Origin of the sequence: Pseudomonas peli (assembly GCF_900099645.1) — a bacterium.
GTDB classification, from domain to species: domain Bacteria; phylum Pseudomonadota; class Gammaproteobacteria; order Pseudomonadales; family Pseudomonadaceae; genus Aquipseudomonas; species Aquipseudomonas peli.
The window spans coordinates 1,544,953-1,557,378 of the sequence record NZ_FMTL01000001.1; the positions used below are offsets into that span (position 1 = coordinate 1,544,953).

The following is a 12,426-nucleotide window of genomic DNA, read 5'->3' on the forward strand; positions in this document are numbered from 1 at the left end:
CGCAGCGTTAATACCCATCCGTCCCCGCTCAATGTTTTGGTGAATTTATGACAACCCTGACGACTACCCCACGCGCCGACGGCTTCCGCATGCCCGCCGAGTGGGAAAGCCACAGCCAAACCTGGATGGTCTGGCCCGAGCGCCCGGACAACTGGCGCTTGGGCGGCAAGCCTGCGCAAGCCGCGTTCACCGCCGTGGCAAGGGCGATTGCCGAATTCGAGCCAGTGACCGTTGGCGTGTCCGCCGGCCAGTATGAGAACGCCTGCGAGCGCCTCACCCACGCCAATATCCGTGTGGTGGAAATCACTACTGACGACGCCTGGGTGCGCGACACCGGGCCGACCTTCGTCACCAACAACAGCGGCGAAGTGCGCGGTGTGGACTGGGCGTTCAACGCCTGGGGCGGCCTGAATGGCGGCCTTTATGCCAACTGGGTGCGTGATGATCAGGTAGCCCGCAAGATTCTGCAGATCGAAGGCTGCGCGCGTTATCGCACCGATGAGCTGATCCTCGAAGGTGGCTCAATCCATGTCGACGGTGAAGGCACCCTGATCACCACCGAGGAATGCCTGCTCAACCCCAACCGCAACCCGCACCTGAACCGTGAGCAGATCGAGCAGTACCTGGCTGATCACCTGACCATCGACACGGTAATCTGGCTGCCAGACGGCCTGTTCAATGACGAAACCGACGGACACGTCGACAACTTCTGCTGTTACGTGCGCCCTGGTGAAGTGCTACTGGCCTGGACCGACGACGCAAACGACCCCAACTACCCGCGCTGCCAGGCCGCCATGCGCGTGCTGGAAAGCGTGCGGGACGCCAAGGGCCGTCAGCTGATCGTGCACAAGATGCCGATTCCCGGCCCGCTGTATGCCAGCGATGAAGAATGCGCCGGCGTCGATCTGGTGGCCGGCACCCAGGAGCGTGATCCGTCGATCCGCCTGGCGGGTTCCTACGTCAACTTCCTGATCGTCAACGGCGGCATCATCGCGCCCAAGTTCGACGACCCCAAGGATGCCGAGGCTGAAGCCATCCTGCGTCGCCTGTTCCCCGAGCATCGCGTGGTGATGGTGCCGGGCCGGGAGATTTTGCTGGGCGGCGGCAATATTCACTGCATCACCCAGCAGCAGCCGGGCCCGCAAATAGCTGGTTAAACATTCAAGGTAGGATGTAAAGTTTCGCCCTGCCAGTCCGATACAGTTCTGGTGAGCGCCAGTGGGCTGGCAGGGGAAAATGATGTTCAACAAGGCAATTAAACAAGCGCTCAGCAGCGCGCTGGCTAAACTGCGTGCCGCAGAAGCCAGGAAGATGGCCGTCGACCGTTCGACCGCCATGATTGAATTCAAACCTGACGGCACCATCGTCAGCGCCAACGAAAACCTGCTGGCCACAATGGGTTATCGACTTGAGGAAATCGTTGGTCAGCATCATCGCATCTTCTGTTTTCCCGACTACCAAGCCAGTGCCGAGTACCGGAAGTTCTGGCAGCGCCTGGCCGCGGGCGAGTTCATCCGCGAGCGTTTCCTCAGACGCCACAAGCAAGGCCAGGAAGTCTGGCTAGAGGCCAGTTACAACCCGATCAAGGGTCCTGATGGCCGTATTGAAGGCGTGCTCAAACTGGCTACCGACATTACCGCGCTGGTAGCCCGCGAGCAGGAACAGAACAGCATGGTTGAGGCCATTAGCCGCTCCATGGCCGTAATTGCCTTCAACCCCAAAGGCGAAGTGCTCGAAGCCAATGAAAACTTCGAGCAAACCATGGGTTATCGCCTGAATGAGATTCGCGGCAAACACCACCGCATGTTCTGCACCCGAGAGGAGGCGGACTCCGCCGAATACCGCCGCTTCTGGGAGCGCCTGAACAAAGGGGAGTTCTTCTCCGGTCGCTTCCAGCGCATCAATCGGCATGGCGACACCATTTGGCTGAGCGCCACGTACAACCCAGTGTTTGACGCTAGCGGCAAGCTGTACAAAGTCGTCAAATTTGCCCGTGATGTCACGGGCCTGGTACGTCAGCAGCAGGCCGAGTCAGAAGCCGCCAAGCTGGCCTACGACATCTCCCAGCAAACCGATGAAAGCGCCCGCCATGGTGCCAAGGTGATTCGTGAAACCGTTGATGTCGTGCGCGGCATCGCCGATGAGCTGTCACGCGCCGCCGAAGGCATCACCGCTGTCAGCCAGCAATCGGAGATGATCAGCAGCATCGTTCAGGTGATCCGCGGGATTGCCGAACAAACCAATCTATTGGCGCTCAATGCGGCCATCGAAGCGGCGCGTGCCGGCGAGCAAGGCCGTGGCTTTGCTGTGGTGGCGGATGAAGTGCGCAACCTGGCCGCGCGCACCAGCCAGGCCACCGTGGAGATTGTCGAGGTCGTCAAGCGCAACCATGAACTGGCGCAGGTTTCGGTCGACAGCATGCAGGCAAGCCGCCACAAGGTTGATCAAGGGGTGAACCTGGTCAACCAGGCCGGTGATGTCATCGAAGAAATCCAGAGCGGCGCACGGCAAGTGGTGGATGCCGTCCGCCAGTTCGCCGACGCCCTGGAAGAGCACTGATTACGGCGCGCGAGCCGCGCCGCTAGACCGCTGTGAGCAGCGTGCCCGGCCGCCAGCGACTGGGCATGCCTCAGTCCTGCATGGCCTCGGTGAATTGCCCAATAGCATCCACCACTCGCTGCGCTTCGTCGCGGATCTCCAGCATCACCTCGCCTGCTTTGTTGGCGAGCAGCACACCCTGCTCAGCCTTCTGTTTACTGCCCTCCATCCCACCAACAGCCTGCAAGGCCAGGTCATGGTTGAGGCGTACCACTTCATTGATCTCCACCGTGGCCTGGCTGGTGCGCGCAGCCAGGTTGCGCACCTCATCCGCCACCACAGCAAAGCCGCGGCCTTGTTCACCAGCTCGTGCCGCCTCGATGGCCGCATTGAGCGCCAAGAGGTTGGTTTGTTCGGCAATCCCGCGGATCACCTGAACGATGCTGCTGATGCGTTCTGACTGCGCGCTCAAGGCCTCGATATTGCCGGCTACCTTTGAAAGCTCATCGGCGATACCGCGCACCACTTGTACCGTCTCTTCCACGGTGGCTGCGCCCTTGATCGCGCTTTCATCGGTTTCCCGGGCGATATCAAACGCCAGTTGCGCGGCAGCGGATTCGGCCTCACGGTGCTCAATCTGATGGGTGATATCAGTGGCGAACTTGATCACCCCATACAGCCGACCACCCGCGTCATACAGTGGGTTGTACGTCGCCCGCAGCCACACCACGCGCCCGCCTTTGGCCACGCGCTTGAAGCGATCGGCAATAAACTCGCCCTGGTTCAGGCGTTGCCAGAAGCGCCGGTACTCATCACTGGCGGCCTCCTCATGGGTGCAGAACTGGCGGTGATGCACGCCACGGATCTCCTCCAGGCGATAGCCCATGGTGCTGAGGAAGTTTTCATTGGCCTCCTGTACCTCACCCGCCAGGTTGAACTCGATCACGGCAGTGGAGCGGTTGATCGCCTGCAGATAGCTGTCGTGCTGATGCTCAACGTGCATGCGCTCGGTGATATCTGCGGCCAGTTTAATCACCTTAACAACCTTACCCTGGGCATCCCGTACCGGCAGGTAGCTGGCTTCCAGCCAGACTTCACGGCCGCCCTTGGCAATGCGCATGTAGCGGTCACTGAAGCTCTCACCGTCAGCCAGACGCTGCCAGAACTTGGCATACGCCGGACTGGCCAGCTGCGCTTGGCTGCAGAACATGCGGTGGTGCTGACCGCGTACTTCTTCCAGGCGATAGCCCATGACGGCAAGAAACGGCGCGTTGGCATCGAGAATCTCGCCCTGAGGGGTGAACTCGATCATGGCGAAGGTTTGTCGGATGGCCCCGATTACCTGCTGGCTGGCCGCCAGCTGTAACTGGCACTGCTGTAATTCACTGTGACTCTTTGATCCGAACATTTAAGCGCCTCAAGCAGGACAAAATTGCTCAGGGCAGATGATCAATAACTCATCCCTGATCAACCGGCGTATCGACACGCGGTGGATAACGTTTAGCTCAGATTCACTGCGCGCGCATGGCCCGCGCCGTACTTTCTGCATCCAGCGTTCGCAACGCCTGGTACTGGCTGACAAATACCTGCCCGCCAAAGCGTTGCAGAAACTCCGAACGCTGCAGTCGATCCATCACCGGCCCCTTCACTTCGGCCAGGTGCAGCTGCACGCCTGCGCTGTGCAGACGCTCGCTGATCGCTTCCAGGGTATCCAGCGCGCTGGCATCAATCTGATTAACCCCGGAGCACATCAACACCAGATGCCGCACGCTTGAGCGCTTGGCAATCAGCGCGCCGATACGCTCTTCCAGAAACCGCGCATTGGGGAAGTACAGGCTTTCATCGACGCGCAGCGACAGCACGCTGGGGCTTTCCACGACCTGATAGCGCTCGACATTGCGAAAGTGCTCGCTGCCGGGCAGCTGGCCGACCACCGCCATATGCGGCCGGCTGGTAGGCCAGAGAAACAACAGGAGCGACAAGCTCACCCCGAGCAGAATGCCGGCCTCAACACCGTACAACAGCACGCCGACCAGCGTTGCCAGCTGCGCTATCCCTTCCTGCGGCGAGTAGCGCCAGGTGCGGCGCAGGCCGGAGACATCAATCAGCCCCACTACCGCGACAATAATGCTCGCGGCCAATACCGCTTGCGGCAGGTGCTGAAGCAACGGCGCCAGACCGAGTACTGCCGCGAGCATCAGCACCGCCGCAAACACACCCACCAACGGCGTGGCCACATTGCTTTGCAGCGCCAGCGCCGAGCGCGAAAAGCTCGCCGCGACCGGCATGCCACCACTGCATGCGGCAGCAATGTTGGCGGCGCCCTGGCCGAGCAGTTCCTGGTCAGGGTTGATCGACTGACGCTTGCGCATCGCCTGGCTCTGGGCAATGGACACCGACTCGACAAAGCCCACCAGGGCAATCAACACGGCCGCTGGCAGCAACTCGCGCAGCAAGCCCAGCTCCAGGTTCGGCAGCCCCAGTGGCGGTAGACCCGCGGCCACCGTGCCGACCACCCGCACGCCATAAACTTCCAGTTGTAGCGCCGCGCCCAGAGCCATCGCCAACAGCATCAGCAGCAACGCACTCAACTGCCTGATACGCAGCGCCAGCGCCTCAGGCACACCGAACAGGACCAGGTTACGCAGCAGCACCAGCAGCGCCAGGCTGCCCAGCCCCAACAGCAGCGTCGGCAGGTGCAGCGCCGGTAACTGCATATACAGCGCGGGCAACACCTGCAACAGGGTCAGGCCATCGGCCGAGATACCCAGCAGGTGCTTGAACTGGCTGACTGCAATCAGCAACGCAGAGCCGCTGACAAAACCGGAAATCACCGGATGGCTGAGAAAGTTGGCAACAAAGCCCATCCGCAACAGACCCATCAGCAGCAGGAATACGCCGACCAGCAGGGTCAAGGTGGTAGCCGCTGCCAGATACGCCGCAGTACCAGCGGCAGCCACCGGGGCCAAGGCCGCCGCCGTCATCAGCGATAGCACCGCAACCGGGCCGAACGACAGTGCCACGCCGGGGCTGGCCCCGATCAGGGCATAGACAACCAGCGGCAGAATGCTCGCGTACAACCCCGCCACCGCCGGCAACCCGGCCAGCTGCGCATAGGCCAACGCCTGTGGCACCAGCAGTAGACAAACCAGGCAGGCGGCGAGCAGATCGCGTCCAGCCTGATCGCGGTCGTAACGACGCAAGGTAGTCAGCAGCGTCCACCTAGAGAACATTCAGCGGCACCTTGAGGTAACGCACACCATTGTCTTCGGCGGGCGGCAGATGGCCGGCGCGCATATTCACCTGCACTGAGGGCAGCATCAGCGCCGGCATGCCCAGGCTGGCATCGCGGGCCTGACGCATGGCGACAAAGGCCTCCTCGTCGACGCCCTGGTGCACATGCACGTTATGCACGCGCTGCTCGGCCACGGTGGTCTGGTAGCGATGCTGCTCACGCCCCGGCGCCAGGTAGTCGTGGCACATAAACAGTCGGGTGCTGTCGGGCAGGGCAAACAGCCGACTAATCGAACGGTACAACGCCCGTGCATCGCCACCCGGAAAGTCGCAGCGCGCGGTACCGTAATCCGGCATAAACAGGGTATCGCCGACAAACGCTGCATCGCCGATCAGGTAGGTCATGCAGGCTGGTGTATGCCCAGGGGTATGCAGGGCACGGGCATTTAGCGAACCGAGCTGAAACACCTGCTCATCGCGGAACAACTGATCGAACTGGCGGCCATCAACGGCGAACTCGCTGCCGGCATTGAACAACTTGCCGAAGGTGTTTTGCACCACGCGAATCTGCTCGCCAATTGCCAGCTGCCCGCCCAACGCGGCCTTGAGATAGGGCGCAGCGGACAGGTGGTCGGCATGTACATGGGTTTCCAACAACCACTGCACGCTCAGGTCCTGCTCGCGCACGTAGGCGATCAAGCGGTCGGCGCTGGTAGTGGCGGTTCGCCCGGCCGCCGCATCGTAATCCAGCACCGAATCGATAATGGCGCAGTGTGAAGTGGCTGGATCGCTGACGACATAACTGTAGGTCGAGGTGGCAGGGTCGAAAAAGGCCTGAATGAGCGGGGACATGGCAGCTCCAACCGACCGGCGGTGAAACCGGTCGGTATTGCAGTGGGTTAAGCCTTGGTCTTGCAGGTGCTGATACCCAGCAGCGGGTATAGCGGACAGAAGCGAAACAGACCGGTTGCCAGCGGCACGATGCCGATCAGCCCCCAGAGGCCAATCACGCCGCTCAGGCTCAAGCCCAACAGAATCAGACCTGCGGCAATGCGCAGGCTACGGTCGAGGGTGCCAACATTTGCTTTCATAGTGATCTCCCGATCATCAATTACCCGCGCCGGCGTTCCAGCGCAGCAAACACAACCATTCCCACCAGCATGGCCGCCACGAACAGCAGCACCTGCCAGCGCCCTGTGAGCAGAATCGCCACGGCTGGGCCCGGACAGATGCCGGCAATCCCCCAGCCAATACCGAATAACAGGCTGCCGCCGATCAACCGCCGATCCAGCTCACGTTTGCCCGGTAACTGCATCGGCGCACCAAGCAGACTGCTGCGCTGCGCGCGCGCCCAACTGAACGGCAAGAACGCCACGCCAATCGCTGCCGCCATCACCAGCACCAGCGAGGGGTCCCAGGCACCAGCCAGATCAAGAAAACCAAGTACCTTGGCCGGATTAGCCATGCCAGCGGTCAGCAGGCCAATGCCAAAAATCACACCGGCGAGAAAGGCCATCAGTTTGCGCATGCTCAAGCCCCCAGCAGATGACGCAGGACAAACACCGTGACGAAACCGGCAGCCATAAAACTCAAGGTGGCAGCCAGGGAACGCGGTGACAGCCGCGATAAACCACAGACGCCATGCCCGCTGGTGCAACCTGCGCCATAACGGGTACCGACACCGACCAGCAGACCGGCAACCGTCAGCGCCAGCCAGCCGCTATCGATCTGAATTTCGGGCAGACGACAAAACAACTGCCAGAGCAGCGGCGCGAGCAGTACGCCCAGCAGAAACAGACCCTTCTCGCCCCACCCTTCACCACGCTCAAGCAAACTGCCGATCAGGCCGCTGATGCCGGCCACCCGGCCATTCATTACGACGAACAGACTGGCGGCCAGGCCGATCAATGCGCCACCCGCCAGGGCGCTCCAGGGCGTGAAGTTGTACCAATCGATACTCACTGCTCACCTGCGCAGAACAGCTGATACAGGGTGTTGATCACCGCCAGCGCCGCCGGGCTGCTGATGCAGTAATAAATTTGCTTACCCTCACGACGCGTCGCCACCAGCCCTTCACGGCGCAACACCGCCAGCTGCTGCGACAACGTCGGCTGTTGAATACCCAGCAACATTTCCAGCTCGCTGACATTGCGTTCGCCCTGGGAGAGCTGACACAGCAACAACAGGCGATCCGGATTGCCCAGGGCCTTGAGCAACTGCCCCGCCGCATCGGCATTGGCGCGCAATTGCTGGATATCGAGTGGCGGATGTTCAGGCGTCATGGCAAGCAACTCAGTTAAGATAAAAACAATCTATTATTTTATATATTTAATAGCAAGCACCGCCCGGCCTCCATACAGCGGTCAATCGCAGGCGATAAAAAACCCGGAACGGAGTCCGGGTTTTTTGTTCAGTGCAGGCAGGGCTGGATGCAACAACTCAGCCTACAGCCACCGCAATCAGAGCAATGGCAGGGTGTAGCTGACGATCAGACGGTTTTCGTCGATGTCGTTCGCGAAGTTGGAACGCACCGACGCGTTACGCCAGCGTACGCCCAGGTTCTTCAACGCCCCTTCCTGGAACACATACATCAGCTCGCTATTGCGCTCCCACTCCTTGCCTTCGGAGATTCCGCGACCGCGATCGACATTGTCGCCGGTCAAGTAACGAGTCATAAAGGTCAGGCCCGGAATACCGATCGAGGCGAAATTGAAGTCATAACGTGCCTGGTAAGACTTTTCGTCTTTGTTGGCAAAGTCGCCGATCTGCACGTAGTTAACCAGGAACGGGTCAGTGCCATTGATATACGCGAAGCCAGTGTCACCGCTCATTCTCTGGTAGCCCAGGCCGAAGGCGTGACCATCCAGACCATAGGTAACCATGGCACCTATAGCTGTGTTGTCGATGTTGCTACGGTTGCCGTCGTCAGTGGAGCGCGCATAACGCAGGTCAGTTTTCAGGCTTTGCTTATCGCCCAGAGGCAGTACATGCACGGCGTTAAAGGAATGCTGTTTATACAGCTCGTCCAGGTTGGAATAGTAATAACCGGCCGTCAGATCCTTGCTGATTTTGTAGGTGCCGCCAATGAAATCAAAAGCATCAGTCGTGGAACCACCGCTCAAGCGGATACCACGGGTACCTACAGTGCCACGGGTGCTATTGAAGCTATTGGTAACCGAAATATCTTCGTAGTCACTGGAGTTACGATTGTTCACTTCACGCACGTGTGCAGCTTCAAGCATCAGCCCATCGATCTCTTGCGAGACCAGGTGGCCAGCTTCAAACACTTGCGGCAGAAGGCGACTGTCGCTGGATGCGATAGCAGCATTTTTGAACTGCATCTGACCTACGCGCAGGGTGCTATTGGAAATCTTCGCCTTGGCAGCAACTGCCAGGTCTGAGTAGTTGTCCTGAGAACCACCGGAAGAATTATCAGGGACCAGCAAGCCACTGCCGGCGGTACCGTCACCAGAATCCAGTTTGAAACCGAACATGCCAATAGCATCAGCGCCAAAACCTACTGTACCGTCGGTAAACCCAGAGTTCGCACGCAGAATAAAACCTTGCGCCCACTCTTCTTGCTTGGACTGGCTCTGCGCAGGCGCATCGCTATTGCCCTGGCGGAAATCACGATTGAAGTAGAAGTTACGCGCTTCGAGAGTGGCTTTGCTGTCGCCAATAAAATCGGCATGGGCGACTTGGCTCAGGGACAAGCCCAGGGTGCTGGCCGCGACGGCCAGAGCCAGGGAGGTCTTTCTCATTATGTTTTCTCCAGTTGTGTGTGGGTTGCACATCGGTGCGGGTACTGTCTTCACGGATGAAGCGGCAGGCGCGCACCGAATTCGGGGGTTATTGCAAAGCCAGGCGCCGGACAGGCGAACGGGTGCCGCAGCCAGAGCGGCCGTGCAATAAGCGAGATCAGGTGAGCGCGTGAGAACAGTCAGCGCGAGCTGGGGAATGAGGGCATGGCAGCGGACAGGTCAGCATCATGGCGCAGGTCTCTTCATTTTTATTGTCGGCCCATCAACCAGGCCGTTATGTAGAGAGCCCTACGCAGATACTGTGCCAGCCGCCAAAAACAGCTCGCCGACGCGTCTATTACAAGGTTTTACAGGCTTTCCGGGGGAGTGCCGAAGCCTGACCGAAGCAGCGATAAGCGGATTTTTGCCGATAGCAAAATATGAAGAGGCGGTTTATCGCCAGCACGCAGACCGTCATACCTCGGCGCGTGATCAGTCCACCACCACCTGATTCTTGCCCTGGCGTTTAGCCCGGTACATCGCGGCATCCGCCCGGGCATACAAGGCATCCAGGCTTGCATCTTCGGGGCGCAGGCTGGTGAGGCCCTGGCTCAGGGTGATGCCGAAGGTTGTCCCGGCATGGCTGAAACTCAGCCGCCGTGTATCACGCTGTAACCGCTCGGCAATCTGCTCGGCCAAGGCCGGCTCGCAGCGCGGAAACAACGCGGCAAACTCCTCCCCACCGATGCGTCCGAACAGATCACCACGGCGCAGAGTGGTCGCCCCGCAGTAGGCCAGACGCTGCAGCACCTGATCACCCATCTGGTGGCCATAGCGGTCATTGATCTGCTTGAAGTCATCCAGGTCGAGCAGCAGAAAAGCCAGTGGACTGTTGTATTCACGGGCCTGCTCAAACTCGCGCTGAGCACATTCGAAGAAGTGCCGACGGTTACTGCTCTGGGTCAGCACATCGGTGGTGGCCAGGCGGTGCAGCTCGCCTTCCAGCTGTTTCTTCTCAGTGATGTCTTCGGCAATGCCAACAATGATATGCGGCTTACCCGGCGAGCTTTCACGGCTGACAAAGCACTTATCACTCAGCCAGCGGACCTGACCATCGCCACGGATGATGCGGTACTCGCGCGCCTCGACGGCGCCGGTTTCCAGCACTTGGGCAAAGCTTTCGGCGGCGTAGTCCAGATCATCGGGGTAGATGTTGTTGCGCCACTCGTCGTAGCCGGCCAGCAACAGCTCGGTGGAGCGCCCGAAGACGCGCTCATAGGCGGGGCTGACGTAGACCACCCGCTGGGCATTCCAGTCAAATGCCCAGAGCACCGCGTTGACACTGCCAAGTAGGGTGCTGAACAGCTGCTCGCGTTCCTGTAGCCGCGCCACCTCGGCACGCGTGTGCAACAACGCCAGTGTCAGCTCTTCCTGCTCCAGCTGCTGTCTGTTGACTTCATCCATAAACACCGCCGCCGCTCTCAGATAACGGGGATATGACAGCAGCATACGCCAGAAGTTAAAAAGCCCGCCAATAGGCGGGCTTCGTTGGCGTAAAAGACCGTCAGGCCGTCGCCGGACGCAGCGAGTAGGTCTTCAGTTGTTCGGCGAATTCACGCAGCGACTGAATACCGCTGGCTTCGGCCTCAGTGACCCACTGCTTGATGGCTTCAAGCATGTCATGACCATTGGCGCTGGTTTTCACCCAGATTTGCTGCAGGGCCAGGCGCTTTTCGTAGATCACCTTGAGTGCCTGGCTCTGCTCCAGCATGCGCTGGATGCGCGCCTGGTGACCTTCGTCCAGCAGGCTCGGCTCACGCGAGAGCAAACGCTTGGCGCGGTGGAAGTGGTGACGAACCGAGGCATCGGCCTTGGCCAGTTCCTGCTGCACCAACGGTGCGATCACCAACTTGCGGTACTGCGCCATGATCTGGAAGCGGTTGTTGAGGATGGCCATTGCAGTGTCCATGTCCAGGCTGCGCTTGCCTTCTACCCGGTGGGCGATCGGCGCAACGCGCTGCACCTGGGCCAAACCAAGCAGACTGAACAGTTTGATCCAGAACCAACCCATGTCGAATTCCCACTTCTTCACCGACAGCTTGGCGCTGTTTGGATAAGTGTGGTGATTGTTATGCAGCTCTTCACCGCCAATCAGAATGCCCCACGGCACCAGGTTGGTCGCCGCATCGCGGCACTCGAAGTTGCGGTAGCCAACGGCATGACCAAGACCATTGATCACGCCAGCCGCCCAGACCGGAATCCACATCATCTGAATAGCCCAGATGGTGATACCGGCAGCACCAAACAGCGCCAGGTCGATGGCGCCCATCAATGCCACGCCGCCAACCGGGAAGCGTGAATAGAGGTTACGTTCGATCCAGTCTTCGGGACAGTTTTTACCGTAGATGCGCAGGGTTTCCAGGTTCTTCGCCTCTTCGCGGTACAGCTCGGCACCGGTACGCAACACCGTGCCCAGGCCCTTGATCACCGGACTGTGCGGATCATCCACGGTTTCGCATTTGGCATGGTGTTTACGGTGGATTGCCGTCCACTCGCGGGTGTTTTGTGCCGTGGTCAGCCACAGCCAGAAACGGAAGAAGTGCTTCAGCGCCGGGTGCAATTCAAGCGCGCGGTGCGCCGAGTAGCGATGCAGGTAAACCGTGACACTGACGATGGTCACGTGCGTCATCAGCAGAGTGACTGCGATCAGTTGCCAGACCGACAGATCGAGAAAACCGTTGTACCACATGGATCACGTGCCTCATGAAAAAGGAAAGACATGGCTGCTTTTTAGCGCACATCTGTACACATTATCCCTGACCCGGATCAGAAAACCAGTTGGTCTTTTGCATAAGAATGCCGCGCCCTATCTACATCTATAATGCCGGCCTTACGCAAAGGACTGACTTTTACC

11 protein-coding genes and 3 pseudogenes are annotated in these 12,426 nt (G+C 59.7%); 3 read left to right on the forward strand and 11 right to left on the reverse strand.

Features of this window, described 5'->3' with window-relative positions; all coding sequences use genetic code 11:
* The first annotated feature begins 47 nt into the window (after nucleotides 1-47).
* The 3 genes and pseudogenes from aguA to BLO50_RS22260 all read left to right on the forward strand — a co-directional run.
* Nucleotides 48-1,157, forward strand: coding sequence for an agmatine deiminase (aguA, locus tag BLO50_RS07330; protein WP_090250437.1), 1,110 nt, complete (start codon nucleotides 48-50; stop codon nucleotides 1,155-1,157).
* A gap of 154 nt (nucleotides 1,158-1,311) precedes the next feature.
* Nucleotides 1,312-2,016 (forward strand): annotated as a pseudogene (locus BLO50_RS22255) (PAS domain-containing protein); the annotation flags it as partial.
* 99 nt (nucleotides 2,017-2,115) lie between these two features.
* Nucleotides 2,116-2,559: pseudogene (locus BLO50_RS22260) on the forward strand (methyl-accepting chemotaxis protein); the annotation flags it as partial.
* A 70-nt stretch (nucleotides 2,560-2,629) separates the two neighbouring features.
* On the opposite strand, the gene BLO50_RS22265 reads toward BLO50_RS22260, so the two are convergent.
* The 11 genes and pseudogenes from BLO50_RS22265 to desA form a co-directional block, all read right to left on the reverse strand.
* Nucleotides 2,630-3,082: a methyl-accepting chemotaxis protein gene (locus BLO50_RS22265; RefSeq protein ID WP_425262268.1), complete on the reverse strand. Its 453-nt coding sequence runs from the start codon at nucleotides 3,080-3,082 to the stop codon at nucleotides 2,630-2,632.
* A gap of 90 nt (nucleotides 3,083-3,172) precedes the next feature.
* Nucleotides 3,173-3,946 (reverse strand): annotated as a pseudogene (locus BLO50_RS22270) (PAS domain-containing protein); the annotation flags it as partial.
* A 103-nt stretch (nucleotides 3,947-4,049) separates the two neighbouring features.
* Entirely contained in the window at nucleotides 4,050-5,771 is a 1,722-nt protein-coding gene (locus tag BLO50_RS07345; protein WP_090250443.1) for a SulP family inorganic anion transporter, read from the reverse strand.
* Nucleotides 5,761-6,624: an MBL fold metallo-hydrolase gene (locus BLO50_RS07350; RefSeq protein ID WP_090250445.1), complete on the reverse strand. Its 864-nt coding sequence runs from the start codon at nucleotides 6,622-6,624 to the stop codon at nucleotides 5,761-5,763. Before BLO50_RS07350 ends, BLO50_RS07345 begins: the two co-directional genes overlap by 11 nt.
* A gap of 47 nt (nucleotides 6,625-6,671) precedes the next feature.
* Nucleotides 6,672-6,863, reverse strand: a complete 192-nt coding sequence (locus tag BLO50_RS07355; protein ID WP_090250448.1) for a YgaP family membrane protein — start codon at nucleotides 6,861-6,863, stop codon at nucleotides 6,672-6,674.
* Between the two features lie 20 nt (nucleotides 6,864-6,883).
* Nucleotides 6,884-7,300, reverse strand: coding sequence for a DUF6691 family protein (locus BLO50_RS07360; RefSeq protein WP_090250450.1), 417 nt, complete (start codon nucleotides 7,298-7,300; stop codon nucleotides 6,884-6,886).
* A gap of 2 nt (nucleotides 7,301-7,302) precedes the next feature.
* On the reverse strand, nucleotides 7,303-7,734 hold the full coding sequence (locus BLO50_RS07365; protein ID WP_090250453.1) for a YeeE/YedE family protein: 432 nt from the start codon (nucleotides 7,732-7,734) through the stop codon (nucleotides 7,303-7,305).
* Complete coding sequence (locus BLO50_RS07370; protein WP_090250455.1) at nucleotides 7,731-8,054, reverse strand: ArsR/SmtB family transcription factor; 324 nt, start codon at nucleotides 8,052-8,054, stop codon at nucleotides 7,731-7,733. The genes BLO50_RS07365 and BLO50_RS07370 overlap by 4 nt, the downstream gene beginning before the upstream one ends.
* 177 nt (nucleotides 8,055-8,231) lie before the next feature.
* Nucleotides 8,232-9,533, reverse strand: a complete 1,302-nt coding sequence (locus BLO50_RS07375) for an OprD family porin (RefSeq protein ID WP_090250458.1) — start codon at nucleotides 9,531-9,533, stop codon at nucleotides 8,232-8,234.
* A 471-nt stretch (nucleotides 9,534-10,004) separates the two neighbouring features.
* Nucleotides 10,005-10,976 (reverse strand): GGDEF domain-containing protein, encoded by a 972-nt coding sequence (locus BLO50_RS07380; RefSeq protein WP_090250461.1) that lies wholly within the window; start codon nucleotides 10,974-10,976, stop codon nucleotides 10,005-10,007.
* Between the two features lie 100 nt (nucleotides 10,977-11,076).
* Nucleotides 11,077-12,261 carry a delta-9 fatty acid desaturase DesA gene (desA, locus tag BLO50_RS07385; RefSeq protein ID WP_090250462.1) on the reverse strand — a complete coding sequence of 395 codons (1,185 nt, stop codon included), beginning with the start codon at nucleotides 12,259-12,261 and terminating at the stop codon, nucleotides 11,077-11,079.
* Between the last annotated feature and the right edge of the window lie 165 nt (nucleotides 12,262-12,426).